This window comes from Bacteroides eggerthii (assembly GCF_025146565.1).
GTDB classification, from domain to species: domain Bacteria; phylum Bacteroidota; class Bacteroidia; order Bacteroidales; family Bacteroidaceae; genus Bacteroides; species Bacteroides eggerthii.
The window spans coordinates 584,495-602,974 of sequence record NZ_CP102258.1; the positions used below are offsets into that span (position 1 = coordinate 584,495).

The window sequence follows — 18,480 nt, forward strand, 5'->3', positions numbered from 1 at the left end:
GAATACATTTATTTGTTTACTTTGCAAGAAAGATAAAAAGATATCAGATTATGGCTAAGACAAAAAAAGAAAAGAAAGAGAAAAAGGCTGGCAAGCGAATGAAGAAAAAAGAGCTTGTCAAAGCGCTATTGGATTTCTTCCACATAAAACAAGACGAAGTACTGTCACTGAAATACATTTTCGAACAACTCCACCTCACCACACATCCGCTGAAGATGCTGTGTATGGACATCCTATCCGAACTGTCGGATGATGACTACATCACCGAAGTGGACAAGCATAAATACAAGTTAAATAACCATGGCGTGGAGATGACAGGCATCTTCCAGCGCAAGAGCAACGGCAAGAACTCCTTCATTCCTGAAGGCGGCGGCGATCCCATCTTCGTAGCCGAACGCAACTCGGCACACGCCATGGCGGGCGACAAAGTGCGCATTGCCTTCTATGCCAAGCGCCGCGGGCGCGAAGCCGAAGGTGAAGTCATCGAGATACTAGAACGTGCCAACGACACTTTCGTAGGTACACTGGAAGTTGCCAAATCATACGCCTTCCTTGTTACGGAAAACCGCACGCTGGCCAATGACATCTTCATTCCCAAAGAGAAGCTGAAAGGCGGGAAGACGGGAGATAAAGCCATCGTCAAGGTAGTAGAATGGCCCGACAAAGCCAAGAATCCCATCGGTCAGGTTATCGACATCCTGGGAAAAGCCGGAGACAATACCACCGAGATGCATGCCATCCTGGCCGAATTCGGTCTGCCGTATGTCTACCCTGCTTCCGTAGAAAAAGCCGCAGACAAGATACCCGCCGAAATTCCTGCGGAAGAATATGCCAAACGTGAAGATTTCCGCAATATAACCACCCTTACCATAGACCCCAAAGACGCCAAAGACTTTGACGACGCCTTGTCTGTCCGCAAGCTGAAGGATAACCTCTGGGAAGTAGGCGTACACATCGCCGACGTAACACACTACGTAACGGAAGACAGCATCATCGACAAAGAAGCCGAAAAACGCGCCACCTCCGTCTATCTCGTAGACCGTACCATTCCGATGCTTCCTGAACGGCTTTGCAACTTCATCTGCTCGCTGCGCCCCAACGAAGAGAAGCTGGCTTACTCCGCTATCTTTGAAATGACAGACAAGGGTGAGATAAAGAACTCACGTATTGTACATACAGTTATCAAGTCCGACCGTCGCTTCACCTACGAAGAGGCACAGCAGATTATCGAAACCAAAGAGGGAGACTTTAAAGAAGAAATACTCAAGTTGGACGCACTTGCCAAGATATTACGCGAAAAACGGTTCGCCGCCGGCGCCATTAACTTCGACCGCTATGAAGTGAAGTTCGAAATTGATGAAAAAGGCAAACCCATCAGCGTATATTTCAAAGAATCCAAAGACGCCAACAAGCTGGTAGAGGAGTTCATGCTGCTCGCCAACCGCACTGTGGCCGAAAAGATAGGACGCGTGCCCAAAAGCAAAAAGCCAAAAGTATTCCCTTACCGTATCCACGACCTTCCGGATCCCGAAAAGCTGGATAACCTGTCGCAATTCATCGCTCGTTTTGGCTATAAGCTGCGCACCAGCGGAACCAAGACGGATGTATCCAAGTCCATCAATCACCTGTTGGATGATATTCAAGGCAAGAAAGAGGAGAACCTCATCGAAACCGTATCCATCCGCGCCATGCAAAAAGCGCGTTATTCCGTACACAACATCGGACATTACGGGCTGTCATTCGATTATTACACCCACTTCACTTCGCCTATCCGGCGCTATCCGGACATGCTGGTGCACCGGTTACTGACCAAATATTTAGACTTAGGCGGACGAAGCGTTTCCGAACAAAAATACGAAGCCCTCTGCGAACATTCCAGCAGTATGGAACAGATTGCTGCCAATGCGGAACGCGCCTCTATCAAGTACAAGCAAGTGGAATATATGACAGAACGCCTTGGACAGACGTACGACGGTGTCATCTCAGGCGTTACCGAATGGGGGCTGTACGTAGAGCTGAATGAGAATAAGTGTGAGGGAATGATACCTATCCGCGACCTCGACGATGATTACTACGAGTTCGACGAAAAGAACTATTGCTTGCGCGGACGCCGGAAGAAACGCACATACAGCCTCGGCGACGCTATCACCATCAAAGTGGCACGTGCTAACCTGGAGAAAAAGCAATTGGACTTTGCACTGATTGAATAAAAGAGACCATCATCCTTATAAAAGCATATATACACACATACATGAAGACAATTACTATTACAGATCGCAGACAGATAGAAGACATCATCCGTAAATGCCCTTATTGTACGGTGGGGATGACCGACAAAGAAGGCAATCCGTACATAGTGCCCATGAACTTTGCCTGGAAGAACGATACCGTTTACTTACACTCGGGGTCCGAAGGAAGCAAAGTGGAAATGGTGGTACGGCATCCGCAAGTCTGCATCAATTTCTGCGAAGGACACGAACTGGTGTATATGCACAAACAAGTGGCATGCAGTTACAGCATGAAATCCCGCAGCGTTATCTGCAAGGGCAAAGTGCGTTTCATCGAAGATATGGATGAAAAGCGCCGGATACTCGACATGCTTATGAAGCAATATACAGACAATGAATGCAGCTATGCCGAACCTGCTGTGCGCAATGTGAAAATATGGGAGGTGAAAGTGGATGAAATAAGTTGCAGGTCGTTCGGATTAAGGCCGAGTGAAGTAAAATAAAAAAAGAGCGTGCTTTCCTGCACGCTCCTAACCTAACTAATAAATCTATTAACATCATTATGTGATTCCTAAATCTTTCTTGTCAGAAGCTCTATTTCTTAATGGTGATGTTGAAGTCTGATAAAAATTACCAGTATTCACATCTACATATTCAGGTTTATAGTTTGTAATACTCTTACTCCCCAATTTACCCCAAAAAGAAGCAATACACCCAGAATTATACAGATTAATATAAGATACTGACAATTTATCCCAACTCATCTCATTGAAACGAATACTGGCTCCTCCCTTTCCACTGTTGGCAAAAGAACAATTAGTCACAGTAGCACTTTGTACTCCTATCAAACGCATAGCAGAACCTTGTTCTTTATTGTCCACATTTTCAATTGTACAATGGTTAACTGTCAGCAATGGTCCACTGGTGCTTTCATCATTTCCACCTCGATAAATATTCAAAGCACTACCTAATAATCGATAAAATATACAATTACCAACATGTAACTCTTCTACATTGTATTTACCTTTATCATCTTTCTCTCCAGCAAAATTAATTGCTTCCCCTGACATGTCATGAAAAAAAGAATTCCGGATAATCACCATTGGTGAGAAAGTAGATTTTTCGCCACGAATGGCAGCCAAGCCAGATTCATTGAAATTATAGAATTCGCAATTATCAACAGTAAGTAAATAAGGAGTAATAGTACCTGATTTCACAGTTATACCACCTTCAGACAAAGCTTTCCCTGCCTCACCTTCACCATTGAAAGCAAGACCTTGTATTTCCAAGTTTCCACCATTGACAATGGTCACAAATGCTTTACCAGACATACCATTAAAACATAAAACGGGACGTTTAGATAAATGGGAGTCTGCTTGAATACGAATATATTTATCTATCAACAAAGTATTATCCAGCCAATAAACACCCTCTTCCGAGAGATTCAAAATATCACCGGACTGCGCTTTGTTAAAAGCCTCTAATAGCGTATTTTGTCCTGCCTTCACACTGATTTCATTACCAGTAAGCATCAATTTATGATTTTCAGAAAAAGTATACCAACTTGCACCGAGTTTTTTCTCCATATATGGCTTTAAATCAATACTATCTAATAAAGTCGTATTATTCTGAAAACCCCTTTGTGTTACGGTATAGGGATAATTCACCACATTATCAATAAAAGTAAAGCCAGAAATATCATCAAAAGACTGATAAAGCGCTTTATCTGACTTACTAATGAACTGATTACGGATAAAAGAGATATTTGAGGGTGGTAATGTACGTTCATTATCTTTTCCTACACAAAATAGGATATTATCACAATTAATAAAACGATTATCTTCTAACGTTACATCCTTTACATGATGATAACGGTTAGGTAAAGAATTAGGAACCGCATTCATCAACCCAAGAGCCGCAAAAAAACGATCACCTTTCAGCCCATAGAACAAATTCCCCTTAATAATATGGCCTTCATTGACTACACGTACTCCGCCTGTACAAGGTAATCCATTTCCTATAAATGCGTTTCCTTCAACTAAATTACGGTTACCATGACGTAAAGCCAAAATACCACGACATTCTAAAAATACATTATTACGAATAATGTTATCACTTGATTTGATAGAAACAACTTCAACTTCCCCATTACAATGGTGAAACATATTATCTTCTATCACTGTATTCGAAGAAAAAAATGCATGATGTGAGGTTCCCACACGAATCGTTTCGCCCCCATTTGAGCCCAATATCGGGCGTTCACCGAAATAATTGTGATCAATTCTATGATTATTATTACGGTCTCTCTCACCATTTAAAATAACAGCCAAAGTTACTCCTGCATAAAGCTTACCCAAAATAGAATTATGGTCCAGTCGATTATTTCGTCCGTAAAGAAGAATCCAGCTCCCAGATACCCCACGATCTATCGGATTGAAGTAATCAATGACACAATCTGTTATACGGCAGTTGTTAGCAACTTTTTCACCTTTACGAAACTCAATCACAGCTCCTTTAGGAGTGTAACCATTACGAAAATGCAATCCGTTTATTTCAACGTATTCTCCACATAAACGAAGATTAGATACACCTTCTATAAAAACACTGCCTGGTTGTTGAGTCATAACAACAATCGGCTCTTCTACCGTACCATACCCCTCGAGTTGTAACTGGATATTTGTATATGTACCTGATTTAATATAAATCGTATCACCTGGACGAGCCTTCTCCAAAGTATTTTGAAGAGAATTTAAGTCAATAGTCCAATTTCCTTGCGAACATGCGGCCAACAAAGGAAAAATCCAACAAAGTTTAATAAATGATTTAAGCATCACAAGCTATATATATTAAAGTTTCACTAGTTAACGAATTTTCATCGGATAATAAATACCCTCTGTCATTAATGAGAAATTATCTGTACGGAAAGGAGTTGCTGGGAAACCCTCTTTATTAAAAAGATTAGCTTCCGTCCAATTAGACCAACCATAACGTACCGCAATAGGACGCTCTACAACATCAGACCAGACAAATACTTTTCCATCCCTAATTTCCGCTCTTGCCGATACAAAATTATAATCCGCCCCACAAATAGAAAAACCTTTCAATTCCTCGCCCAAAGCAGTCAAACCAGAATAAACAAAGTCAAAACTAATTTCTGCTTTATTGTCTTTTATTTGCATTGATTTATATACCGGGCCTGAATATGGTACTTTTTTATCATATTGCAAATGCAAAGCACAGGATGCTAAACGTTCACCAATAGGTTTCTTATAAATAGGGTGTACATCGTTTTTCTCCCCTTTATCAATACTGACTACCATAGCAGTATTCTTTACTGTTTTCCATGTAAATAGCTGGGCATCACGTAACTCAGCCCAATTTGGACGATCTTGCCAAAAAGGATGATCAAAATTCGACAACTGAACAAAATAAAATGGTAAATCAGGTTGATGAAAATCAGTACGCCATTGTCTAATTAATGCTGGAAAAAGTACTCTATACTGCTCCGCCCGCTCTGCATTACCCTCGCCTTGATACCAAATTACACCTTTAGCCGTATAAGGAATAATACGCTGCAACATAGTATGATACAATCCACAAGGGCGTTTATGATGTTTAGGGCCCACTGGTTCGAAAGGACGAACAACGTTTTTATATCCCATAGTCACTGAGTCATTATAAACCCTATAAAGTACCTTATACTCCTCCATTTTTTTCTCATATAAGGTATCATCCATAATAGCAACTTTACGATAATTATCCAAAATAGGACGTAATTTATCATCTCTTTCCAGCGTCTCTTCTTTCACCCAAGCTTCAGCAGGCGTTCCACCACGATAACAACAAATGATACCAATAGGAACATTTAATTCTTTCTGAAGTTTACAAGCAAAATAATAACCGATGGCAGACATATTCGCAACTTGTGGCGCTGTTGCGGTCTGCCATTTCATTTCTTTATTAACATTATGCCCTTTATAATATACTTGAGGTACTATTAGAAAATGAATATTCTGATTATTAGCTGAACGAACAACAGCTTCTCCATTTTCACTCATAAACAGCTTACGCTCCATATTTGATTGTCCTGTTGCTAACCACACTTCTCCAACATACACTTCAGACAGTAGAACAGATTCATTTCCTGAAGTTACTTTTAACCGATATGGCCCCCCAGCAGCCAGATTCTTCAAAGACAACATCCAGCGCCCGTCAGGCTTAACTTCTGTCTTTACTTTTTGATTTTGAAATTCGACCTGTACTATAGCAAAAGGACGTCCTATTCCCCAAATATTATTTATATCTTCTTGCTGCAATACCATTCCTTCACCAAAAACTTCAGCTAAAGACAACTGGAAATTATTACCCGTGGAGACTCCCCAAAGGAGCCCCCAACAGATACAAATTTGCAAACATACAAATATACAACCTCTTTTCATCATTTTTATCAGTTATAACCCTCGTTCTGAGATAAAATTTCTTTTCCTAACAAACGAATTTCACGTCCCGGAATAGGATAAAGCATTTGAAATCTTTCTACCTTAGTAAATTTCTGCTTTGGTAAAAGTCTAGAGTCCTGTCCGTGTGCTTCCATAATTCGAATCGTTTCAGATACTCCAACTACACGCTGTAAATCAAACCAACGTTGGTTTTCGAACGCAAACTCAAATTTACGTTCCTGAAGTAATTCATTTCTAGAAACCGAAGTTACGGGAAGATGCCCTGCACGTGCCCTCACTGCATTATAAACGGCTAAAGCATTCACATCATTAGTTATATCATTCGCATAAGGTTCAGAGGGAGCACCTAATACCGCTTCAACATACATTAAAAGTACATCAGCATAACGTAAAATAGGAGCATCGGCAGCATTATCCTTTTGTGAAGGCTTAGTTCCCCTTTTCAAGTATTTACCACACACAATCCAAATACCCGCCTTATCTTCTTCCATTAAATTGGTCTGGCTACGTACAACATCACTTTCACATTCCTCAGCGAATGGAGTAGTAGGTGTATTTAAACCTGAATTACCACCAAATACAGAAAAATCATAACTAAATGTTTGTCCTTCACCCGAAGTAGAATTAAATTGAACAGCAAATAATATCTCACTATTCCATTTAGTGCTTTCTGAGAATATAGAGCTATAGTCTGAAGCTAATCCTACTCCTGAAACAGTACTCTTGCTAGGATCTGACATATTAATCAACGTAGCAAGCAAAGTCTTTGCATCGGAATGACGACCTAAAGTAAGATATACTTTAGCAAGCAACGCTTTAGCTGCCATAGCATTTGCTTTGCCCTTAGTCATGTCAGGCAAATTATTTATAGCAAACTCTAAATCGGGAATAATGACAGTAGAATAAACCTCAGAAAGAGGCTTCCGGCGAAACATATCTGTTTCATTGGCATCTATCGTACGAGTAATAATAGGTAAATCCCCCCATAAACGAACCATATTAAAGTAAACTAATGCACGTATAAAGCGTGCTTCACCTTCTATTCGGTTGCGAGTCACCTCATCATTTACTATACCCAAATTATCTATTACTAAGTTTGTACGGGAAAGAGCATTGAAACAGGCTTTCCAATAATTATATACATCACCACTCTCAACAATATCTTTCACAAAAGTGTCAATATATCCAAACTCACCTTCTGCCAAATAAGAAGAAGAAAGATCTGAACGCATTTCCATCAATACATAATCATGATTCAAAGACATTTGTTGGAGACCGTCATAACAACCAACCAAAGCCAATTCAACATCACTTGTCTTATTAAAGAAGTTTGTTTGTGTCAAATCTGATTTAGGTTGTAAATCCAATGCATCCGTACAGGAAGCCAAAAATAAGCTTAAACCCAAACCTATTATATATTTCATTTTTTTCATATCAGTCAACATTAGTAATTAAAATTGAAAATTAAAGCCAAGCGTATAAGTACGAGCCAACGGCATTGCACCACTCTGATAACCATCAATCAATGGAGTATCAAAGCTCTTAATACCTTCAGGATTATACCCTTTATAATCACCCAACAAGAAATAGCATGGATTATAAATAGACGCATAAACACGTAATGAACAGTTCTTCATAATATTTTTAGGCAATGTATATCCTAAATTGATACTGCGTATTGCAATAAAAGAAGCATCCTCTACAAACCAGCAGGCTGAAGCTTTATGTTTGATATTATTATAGGAATTCTGGTACTCTGGCAACAATTTCCCATTCCATTGACTCTGAGCATAATGCTCATCAATATTAAATACTTTATTACCATGTGACCCTTGAACCACTACATTTAAATCGAAATCTTTCCATTTTAAATCATTAGTCATACCCCAAGTTACTTTCGGATATGGAGAGCCCTGTGCTACCATATCATCATCGTCTATTTTTCCATTGCCGTCCAAGTCTTTAACATGTACCAATTCTGGTTTCACATCAACCGGCCATACAGGACTGATAAGCCCTTCGTTAGGAATCTCTTTTTCAACAACAAAGCCATAGAATTGAACTAAAGGTTTACCGACCTCAGTTACAAAATATGTAGGACGTTTTTCTTCTCCTTTAGGACTGCTTATAATCTTATCTACACCACCTAAGTTTAAAACCTTATTAAAGTTCTGTGCAATATTTAAACTTGTAGACCAAGAGAAATCCTTTGTTTGAATATTCTGGGTTGTAATTTCAATTTCATAACCGGTATTACTCATTTTACCCATATTAACCAACTGGTTTGTTTGTCCCGTCATACTAGAGATCTCTCTTTCCAAAAGTAGTTTATCCGTTATCGTATAGTAAGCATCAAGATTAATTCTCAAACGATTATTAAACATACCCAAATCAAAACCACCATTATACTGATAAGTTCTCTCCCAACCCAAGTCTTTATTTTCACTGGAAATTTGTGTATATCCAGGAGTTACTTTATTATTGATTACAGCATTGGACTGTGAAAGAAGACCAAATGCTTGGTAATTACCAATATTTTTATTACCACTGGCACCAAAACTTGCTCTAATCTTTAATTCATCAATTATCTTCTTAACCGGAGTAAAGAATGATTCCTCAGAAATACGCCAACCTAAAGATACTGAAGGGAAATACCCCCATTTATTATTAATACCGAAACGAGAACTTCCATCCCAACGTGAACTTACAGAAGCAAGATATTTACCTTTATAAGAATATGTGACACGTCCTAGTGCCGATAATAGCAGTTCCTCATACTCAGTAGTATTACCCGAGTTAATGATACCAGCATTCAAGGTTTGAATATTATCAGTCGGAAAGTCTGAAGCTGTCATATTGCTATTATAGCCTGTAGTCTTTTGAACTGTATAACCAGCCAATATACTTAAAGAATGATTTTCTCCTAAATTAGGAGTATAGGTCGCAATATTTTCATTCAACCAATCTATTACTTTTGCAGTTTTATATTGTCCGCTCGTTTTACCATTATTATGAGCTAAACTACTCTGATAAAATTTATAGTCCATCATAGAAGCATATCCACCAAAAGAACTTTTTAAAATCAAACCTTTAACAGGTTGATACTGTAAGTAGATATTTCCTAAGGCTTTAATATAACCAGTTCTATCATTACGCTCTAAAGTAGTAGAAATACCATTATTACCACCAGCATTTTTTACACTAATATATTCTCCATTATAAGGGACTTTCGAAAAATGATATTCATGAGCATAGTCACCTATATTTAATGTAGGATCAGACAAACGAGCCCATTCAATTGTCTCAGCAGTATGCCTTACTGGGATGTACATAGCATCTCTAAATACCTGATTAATATTTGATTGAGATCCTGAACGATAAGCGCGTTGGGAATCAACAACTGCATTCACATTGACGCCGAATTCTAATTTATCATTAATCTTAGCATCAACCTTAGCATTTAAATTAAACTTTTTATAACGATCTGTTATAACAATTCCTTTCTCATCCAAAAAAGAACCAGATGCGTAGTAGTTCACGTTTTTTGAACCGCCAGAAACACTAATCTGATGGTTCTGTATATATCCCAGTTTTATTGTTTCTTCTACCCAGTCAGTTTGAGTTCCCAAAACATCAGAAGCAACATAAACTTTTTTCATATCATCTACCATAGACGCATGAGCTCCACTGGTCGGTCTACCCATTTCTGCATATATTTGTTCTGCTTTTATCTTCCAATCTTCAGGACGTGTACGTTGTATTCCTTTCAACAGTCGCTCTTTAACACCACCATAACTATTTATGCGAATAGTAGGTTTAGAGCCTTCAGAGCTACCACTACGTGTAGTCACAATAATAATACCATTTGCACCTCTTGAACCATAAATAGCAGCTGATGCAGCATCTTTCAATACCTCAATAGATTCTACATCATTCATATCAACATCTGACAAATCTCCTGGGATAGGATAACCGTCTACTACGATCAGAGGATTCGTATCTGCAGAAATAGACCCAATACCACGTATCTGAATTTTAGGACTAGCTCCCGATTGCGCTGAAACATTTTGAATTTGCACACCCGCCAATTTACCAACTAACGCCTGGTCTGCACGAGAAACGGGCAATTGCCCCAGATTCTCATTTTTAATTTTTGAAATAGAACCTGTTAAATGAGATTTCTTCTGAACACCATAACCAACCACTACTACTTCATCTAGCTGTTGTTGATCCTCAGTCAAAGTTACATTTATTTTTGGCTGTCCTTTGCAAGCTACTTCTTTCTGAGTAAACCCGATATATGAAAATACAAGAATGTCTGCTTCTAAATCTGGTACACTAATTGAGTAATTTCCATCAATATCAGTAATACATCCAATAGTAGTCCCCTTTACAAGAATATTCACACCAGGCAAAGGCGAATGTGTCACATCTATAACTTGGCCTGTCACAATTTTCGTTTGGGCAAAAATCGCCATACCATACAGTTGCATCCAGCAAAACATGATTAACAAAAAAGTTCGCCGAGAAGCAGTTTGAAATAATTGTCTGTTCTTCATAAAACTATAAAATTAATGATTAACAATAAATATATATCACAATAAGATAATAATCCTAATAGTAGTTTTACCATCTTCCATAGCCATTCGCTACAGAAAAGTTGATCACTGCACAAATTGGTTTGCCAAAAATAATAGTATTTTTAATAATATCAAAGTAAAAAGAAGAAAAATATAAAATAAATCATATTACCACATAAGGGTTCTATAAATAACGATATACACATAAAATAGTACGCGTACATTATTATATCATTAAGCAAAAATCAATATAATATACTAATAATCAACATATTTATATTTAAACAAAGAAAGCAAAAGAAGAAAGGGAACAATCATAAAAAGTGCGCACAAAAAAATATTAGGTGAACCTATGATAAAAAACATAAAAAATATCTGGTATTTTATTTGCTCAAAATAAAATTAACCACTATTTTTGGAAAACCAATTTAAAACAAAGAAATACTCATGAAAACAAAAAGTATTCTAACAACTATTTTCTTATTTCTGGCATTTACAATCCAGGCCAAGTTACCAGAGCATCCCTGCTTATTGCTTACTCAAAAAGGAATTGAAAAAATAAAAGCTCAAAATAAGCCGGCTATGCTATTCAATACGACATTAACTCAAATAAAAAATCAAATATATCCTATCTTAAAACAACCGATAGAAGTTCCACTTCCTAAAGACGCAGGAGGTGGCTATACACACGAACAACATAAGCGCAACTATAATAACATGTATAATGCAGGTGTACTTTTCCAATTAACTGAAAAAAAAGAATATGCGGAATATGTAAAAAAAATGCTTATACAATATGCAGAAATGTATCCTAATCTACCCTTACATCCAATTCAAAAATCTAATTATAGAGGAAAGCTCTTTTGGCAAGGGTTAAATGAATGTGTTTGGTTAGTATACACATCTCAAGCCTATGATTGTATATATAATTACTTAAATCCCAAAGAAAGAGAGTTTATTGAAAATAATTTATTTAAGCCAATGGTTGAATTTATCGCTATACACAATAAATCCACATTCGAAAAAATTCACAACCACGCTACCTGGGCAGTAACAGGAGTGGGGATGATTTCCTATGTTATGGGAGATAAAGATATGCTAGAGAAAGCATTATATGGACTAGATAAAAGCGGAAAAAGTGGTTTTATTAGGCAAATAGATCAACTTTTTTCACCCGACGGATATTTCGAGGAAGGGCCTTATTATCAGAGATATTCATTACAGCCATTCATTATGTTTGCTCAAGCTATTGAGAACAATGAGCCTGAAAGAAAAATATTTGAATATAAAAATGGAGTAATATTAAAAGCCGTCACTACCCTATTACAAATGTCTGAAAACAACGGCCAATTCTTTCATTTCAATGACGCTTTAGACAAGACCTGGCACAGTACAGAGTTAGTTTGGGGTATTGATATCTCCTATAATAGAACAGGCAACAAACAACTATTATCTATAGCAAAAGAACAAAATACTGTTATCCTAAATGAAGCTGGATATAAAGTTGCTACTGACATAGAACTTGCACAACCTTTTATACATCAAACAATGGTCATAAGCGATGGAGCCAAAGGCGACGAGGGTGGCATTGGAATTCTACGCTGCCCAAATAAAAATAATGAAAGCTGTGTAGCTCTAAAATACACATCACAGGGTATGGGACATGGACACTTTGATAGGTTATCATTTACCTATTACGACAATAATAAAGAAATAATACAAGACTACGGGGCTGCACGTTTTTTAAATATAGAGCCTAAAAATGGCGGCCATTATTTACCTGAAAATAATAGCTTTAGTAAGCAAACAATAGGGCATAACACCCTAATAGTCGACGAAACCAGCCACTTCAATGGTAAATTGGACGAAGCATCAAAATACTCTCCCACATTCTATGCTTTCATCAATGGCGAACAGGTAAAAATGATCAGTGCAAAAGACAAACACGCTGTTCCCGGAGTAACTATGCAGCGAAATCTACTGCTAATCTCCCATCCTGCTTTTGAACATCCTCTCATTATTGATATATTCAAAATAATTTCACAAAAAAAACATCAATACGATTTGCCTTATTATTATAAAGGGCATCTCATTAATACTGATTATAAATACAACGCATTCGATACAACTCGCACTTTGTTAGGCAGCAAAAACGGATACCAACATTTATGGATAGAAGCACAAGGAAACCCCAGGCAAGAGACAACTTCTACCACTTGGTTAAACGATAATAGATTCTATACATTAACCGCTGTAACCGATGAAAATACAGAGATATTTCTAACCAGAATTGGTGGTAACGACCCTAACTTCAATTTGAGAAACGATCCTTGCTTAATGTTTCGCCAGAAAGAGAGTGATAATCATACATTCGTATCTCTCATAGAAGCACACGGAGAATACAACCCACGTCTGGAATATACATTAGCTCCTTACACAAACGTACAAAACATCCAAATTATAATGGACACAGAGGAATATACTATCCTCAAAGTTACAACTAAAAATAAACAGGCCATAACTATCTGTTTTGCGAATACAGATAATAATCCACATTCTGTACATAAAATAAGAGATTATAGCTGGCAAGGAGTCTGCGAAATAAAATAACGCAAATAATAACTATTAAAAAAACAACATTATGAAAACATGTAGTAAAGTTTTTCTATTAGAAAATGAAATAAGTTGGGAACAAGTTGGTGAAGGTATTCAAAGGCAAATACTCGGATATGACGGACAACTCATGCTAGTAAAAGTGAAATTTCAGAAAGGGGCTATTGGAAACGCCCATGAGCATTTTCATTCCCAATCCACCTATGTTGTTAGTGGAGTGTTCGAATTTCATGTAAACGGAGAGAAGAAAATAGTCAAAGCCGGAGATGGAATCTATATGGAACCGGATGTCTTACATGGTTGTACCTGTCTCGAAGCTGGTATTTTAATTGATACCTTTAGCCCAATGCGTGAAGATTTTATAAACGAATAACTATCATGAAAATCAAAGGTGTAAGATGGTGGATTATTGGGCTAATCATGCTCATTACCATCATAAACTATTTGGATAGAGGTACTCTAAATTATATGTGGGTAGCCAATATTGAATACACTCTAACAGACTCTTTTAATCCTAGTCTTAGAGTGAACCAAGCCACTCAGATAAATGAGCAAACCTATCTTTTAACCAACGGTCAAGGCCATGAGATTCAAGTTGAAGCAAGTAGAATCTCACTAAAGGAGAAAAATGGCCAGACAATGGTAATAAACAAAGAGGGAATTGCCTATGATTTAGGACTAATCAGTACTGATTTGTCTACTGAAGAAGCTGCCAAGCAAGCTAAAGATATACTAGGAACGATTACCATATTTTTTATGATAGCTTATGGTATAAGCCAGTTAGTATCTGGAAAAATGTATGACAAAATTGGTACAAGAAAAGGATTCTTCGTTTCTGTATTATTATGGGGAGCCGCAGATGCCATGACATCACTATCACGAGGCATCCTTTCATTAACAACATTTCGTATGATGCTGGGATTAGGAGAAGCCGGTCCATGGCCAGGAACCACTAAAAGTAACGCTGAATGGTTTCCACAGAAGGAACGTGCATTAGCACAAGGTTTATTTGGTGCAGCAGCTTCGTTGGGTTCTATTTTTGCACCCATCATTATACTCATGCTGTATATTACACTTGGATGGAAGCTTACATTTGTAGTTGTCGGTGGTTTCGGTTTATTATGGCTAATTCCATGGATTATCATCAACAAAAAAGGACCTAAAGAACACCCATGGATTACTGATAAAGAAAAAGAATACATATTAACTGGACAACCGGAAATCAAGATTACCAATGACAAAGGCAAAGGCTGGAGAGAATTATTATCAAACAAAAAAAACTGGTCTGTTATTTTAGGACGTTTTTTTCTTGATCCCATTTGGTGGATGTTTGTCACTTATCTACCACTCTATCTAGCTGATGTCTTCAAACTTAATATTAAGGAAGTAGCATTCTCCGCATGGGTTCCTTATGTAGGCGCAATGGTTGGTAGTATTGCCGGTGGATGGATGTCAGGCTTTTTAATCCGAAAAGGAAAAAGTGTTGATTATTCACGTAAAGCTGCCATGTTATTGGGTGGATTTATTATCATCCCTTCTATAATTGCAGCCGTTTATTCTACAACTTCTATTATGGCAGTTATCTTTATGGCTTTCGTCTTGGGAGGTTTTCAATTTGTCATGACGAATATTCAAACAATACCCAGCGATCTACACTCCGGAAAATCCGTTGGCTCATTAGCAGGTCTAGGTGGTGCATCAGCCGTATTAGGAACTATTCTAGCAATATTATTTGCCCAATACATCACAAACTGGCTATTATTATTCTCACTACTTGCAGCATTAGTTCCATTATCATTATTATCCATATTTTTGACTGTCGGTAAAATAGAACAAATAAAATAAAGTTACACATATTCATTAAACTAAAAAATAATATGAAATTACAAGGTAAAGTAGCCATCGTAACAGGTGGAGCACGTGATTTGGGACGTGCAATCTCAATCAAATTCGCTCAAGAAGGAGCTAAAGTAGCTGTAAACTATTTCGACAACCCGGAAGATGCAGCAGAAACTTTAAAATTAATTCAGGCTGCAGGGTCTGAAGGAATTATTGTACAAGGTGATATGACAAAAGCAACTGATGTCAAAAATCTATTTGACAAAGCTATTGAAGCATTTGGAAATCACATTGATGCATTAGTTAATGTTGTTGGTGGAATTGTTGGTCGCAAATTAGTAACAGAACAAGACGAAACTTGGTATGACTTTTTAATGGATGTAAATATGCGTAGCGTATTTCTATGCACCCGCGAAGCTGTACCGTACATGAGTGCCGGATCTACCATTGTCAATTTTTCGTCTCTTGCAGCCCGTGATGGTGGCGGTCCTGGAGCATCTATGTATGCAACTGCCAAAGGTGCTGTTATGACTTACACACGTGCTATGGCCAAGGAACTTGGTCCCAAAGGAATACGTGTCAACGCATTAGCTCCCGGCACAATAGCTACATCATTCCACGATCGCTTCAATACACCAGAAAACAGAGAACGACTGAAAGCCACATATGCCCTCCGTCGTGAAGGTGAAGCAAAAGAAGTGGCAGATCTAGTAATCTACCTTTCATCCGAGGATTCCTCTTATATTACTGGTGCAAACATAGATATTAATGGTGGTAGTTTCTTCTCATAAAACAATTCAAAATAAATAATATATAAAGATGGCAGGAGCCCAATATTGGCTCCTGCCATTTTAATATAAAATATCTATTTTGTAACAGGTGAGAGGAGAGTTTTTCCTTCAAAGTAATTTATAATATTCTGAAGGGCATAACGAGTGCTTTCTACACGTGTATCAATAGTCCCTGTGCCATTATGAGGTGATAATAGCACATTATCAAGCTGTAATAATTCCGAAGGTATTTCAGGCTCATTTTCAAATACATCCAACCCCGCACCAAATATTCTTTTTTTTTGAAGAAAATGTATCAATACTCTTTCATTAATCAGATTTCCCCTAGCTGTGTTTATCAATACCACAGAAGGTTTCATTAGTTTAAACTGTTGTATATCAATCATGTGATAGGTTTCTGAAGTCGCTGGGGCATGTAATGATATAAAATCAGATGTAGCTAACAATTCATTCAAACTGACCCAATCAGCCTCATACGCATTTTCAATTTCTTGAGATAATCTTTTTCTATTATAATATATAATTCTCATACCACAAGCAGAAGCTCTTCTTGCCAAAGCTTGCCCTATCGCTCCCATACCAACTATCCCTAAAGTCTTTCCATATAAACTGATTCCAAGATTTTCCATCACATCAATTTCTATTCCTCTTGATGAACGTAATTTCCTATCACATTCAGAAATTCTTCTAGCCACATTCAATAACAAGGAAAAAGCCAGCTCAGCCGTTGGTTCAATAACCGGTTTCGGAGAATTGGTTACCAAAATTCCTTTTGTAATAGCATAATTAACATCTATATTATCATAACCTGCTCCAAAGTTTGCAATAATCTCCAAGTTAGTAGCACGATCTATAATTTCTTTAGTTACCTTAAATGCATAAGTAGGAAGCAAAGCATCACAACGCCCAATCCATCTATCAAGCATACAGCTACTAATCAATCCTTTATCAGGCATAATAATTTTATAATCATTTACAATTGTTTCAAAAGCCACTTTAGGAAGCTGATGAGTCACAAGAATCGTTTTCATATATACTACTAAAAAAATGTTTTACTATGACAACCTAATATACTTTTATGCAAAAATAAGTTTCCAGAATTGGAAAACCAAATATAAGCTAAAAAAAGAATACTAAAACACTTAGCCGATCTCCAATCTAAACCGAATATATTTTCTAACATTTTGTTGAATCTATAAAAGAAGTATTTTGAATTAATTTGTATCTTTGCAAACATTTAATAAATTAACATATGACTGATATATTGAAGCTTTTAGAACCTGCTGGCGAAAATGCAACTGATGATATCATCAGACAAATTCGCTTTTTACTTGACTCTGGCGATTTACAACCTGGGGACAAACTTCCGGCTGAGCGTAAATTAGCTGAAAAGTTCCAAGTTGCACGTTCTCAGGTAAGGGAAGCATTTAAAAAACTAGAGTTTTATAATATCATTAAAACAATGCCACAAAGTGGCTCGGTAATCTCGGCCATTGAGTCTACTGCTTTAAATAGCTTAATCAGTGACATTTTAAAAATGGACAATTGCGACTTCCACTCTTTAGTAGAAGCCCGTTCTATTATTGAAATTAATGCTGCAAAACTTTGCGCAATTCGTCGTACAGAAGAAGATCTGAAAATGATAGAGAGCGCAATGAACAACTATAACAAAAAAATAAAAGAATGCGGTTCTGCATTAGAAGAAGATTTATACTTTCATCGTACTATTGCTGAAGGTTCTAAAAATACAGTATTAAAATCTATGATGATGACAATTACACCTGACATCATGGTAAATTATGCTAAATTTAATGTTTGTAAGACAAATTTTGAGATCCCAATAAGTGAGCATCGTCTTCTTTTCGAATATATTAAAAATAACAATGCAGAAGCAGCTAGTAATATTATGAGTCAGCACCTTACAGGAGTACTAAATTTTGCTAAAACACAACAAATTGCCCTCTAGACA

Annotated in this window: 12 protein-coding genes; 7 read left to right on the plus strand and 5 right to left on the minus strand. The window is 37.3% G+C overall.

Annotation, left to right across the window (positions count from 1 at the left end; translation table 11 throughout):
• Positions 1 to 50: 50 nt before the first annotated feature.
• Entirely contained in the window at positions 51 to 2,210 is a 2,160-nt protein-coding gene (gene rnr, locus NQ546_RS02550; RefSeq protein WP_004291724.1) for a ribonuclease R, read from the plus strand.
• Positions 2,211 to 2,251: 41 nt separating this feature from the next.
• Positions 2,252 to 2,731 (plus strand): pyridoxamine 5'-phosphate oxidase family protein, encoded by a 480-nt coding sequence (locus NQ546_RS02555; RefSeq protein ID WP_004291726.1) that lies wholly within the window; start codon positions 2,252 to 2,254, stop codon positions 2,729 to 2,731.
• 57 nt (positions 2,732 to 2,788) lie between these two features.
• Here NQ546_RS02555 and NQ546_RS02560 read toward each other — a convergent pair whose 3' ends face one another.
• From NQ546_RS02560 to NQ546_RS02575, 4 genes are read right to left on the minus strand one after another with little or no spacing between them, the layout of a single operon-like run.
• Positions 2,789 to 5,059, minus strand: a complete 2,271-nt coding sequence (locus NQ546_RS02560) for a polysaccharide lyase 6 family protein (protein ID WP_004291728.1) — start codon at positions 5,057 to 5,059, stop codon at positions 2,789 to 2,791.
• A 30-nt stretch (positions 5,060 to 5,089) separates the two neighbouring features.
• Positions 5,090 to 6,670, minus strand: a complete 1,581-nt coding sequence (locus tag NQ546_RS02565) for a sialate O-acetylesterase (RefSeq protein WP_004291730.1) — start codon at positions 6,668 to 6,670, stop codon at positions 5,090 to 5,092.
• Positions 6,671 to 6,675: 5 nt separating this feature from the next.
• Positions 6,676 to 8,121, minus strand: a complete 1,446-nt coding sequence (locus NQ546_RS02570; protein WP_229074268.1) for a RagB/SusD family nutrient uptake outer membrane protein — start codon at positions 8,119 to 8,121, stop codon at positions 6,676 to 6,678.
• Positions 8,122 to 8,139: 18 nt separating this feature from the next.
• A complete protein-coding gene (locus NQ546_RS02575) occupies positions 8,140 to 11,247 on the minus strand; it encodes a SusC/RagA family TonB-linked outer membrane protein (protein ID WP_004291734.1) in 3,108 nt (1,035 codons plus the stop codon).
• A 468-nt stretch (positions 11,248 to 11,715) separates the two neighbouring features.
• Between NQ546_RS02575 and NQ546_RS02580 the strand changes: the two genes are divergently transcribed.
• Genes NQ546_RS02580 through NQ546_RS02595 form a run of 4 tightly spaced genes read left to right on the plus strand, consistent with a single transcriptional unit; the run spans position 11,716 to position 16,511 of the window.
• Positions 11,716 to 13,878: an alginate lyase family protein gene (locus NQ546_RS02580; RefSeq protein WP_004291737.1), complete on the plus strand. Its 2,163-nt coding sequence runs from the start codon at positions 11,716 to 11,718 to the stop codon at positions 13,876 to 13,878.
• A gap of 31 nt (positions 13,879 to 13,909) precedes the next feature.
• Positions 13,910 to 14,254: a cupin domain-containing protein gene (locus NQ546_RS02585; RefSeq protein WP_004291739.1), complete on the plus strand. Its 345-nt coding sequence runs from the start codon at positions 13,910 to 13,912 to the stop codon at positions 14,252 to 14,254.
• Positions 14,255 to 14,259: 5 nt separating this feature from the next.
• Positions 14,260 to 15,726: an MFS transporter gene (locus NQ546_RS02590; protein ID WP_004291742.1), complete on the plus strand. Its 1,467-nt coding sequence runs from the start codon at positions 14,260 to 14,262 to the stop codon at positions 15,724 to 15,726.
• 32 nt (positions 15,727 to 15,758) lie between these two features.
• Complete coding sequence (locus NQ546_RS02595) at positions 15,759 to 16,511, plus strand: SDR family NAD(P)-dependent oxidoreductase (RefSeq protein ID WP_004291744.1); 753 nt, start codon at positions 15,759 to 15,761, stop codon at positions 16,509 to 16,511.
• Between the two features lie 74 nt (positions 16,512 to 16,585).
• Here NQ546_RS02595 and NQ546_RS02600 read toward each other — a convergent pair whose 3' ends face one another.
• The gene (locus NQ546_RS02600) at positions 16,586 to 17,542 is read right to left on the minus strand and encodes a 2-hydroxyacid dehydrogenase family protein (RefSeq protein WP_004291747.1); all 957 of its coding nucleotides are present in this window, start codon (positions 17,540 to 17,542) and stop codon (positions 16,586 to 16,588) included.
• A 221-nt stretch (positions 17,543 to 17,763) separates the two neighbouring features.
• Here NQ546_RS02600 and NQ546_RS02605 point away from each other — a divergent pair, with 221 nt between their 5' ends.
• The gene (locus tag NQ546_RS02605; protein WP_004291749.1) at positions 17,764 to 18,477 is read left to right on the plus strand and encodes a FadR/GntR family transcriptional regulator; all 714 of its coding nucleotides are present in this window, start codon (positions 17,764 to 17,766) and stop codon (positions 18,475 to 18,477) included.
• Positions 18,478 to 18,480 lie beyond the last annotated feature (3 nt).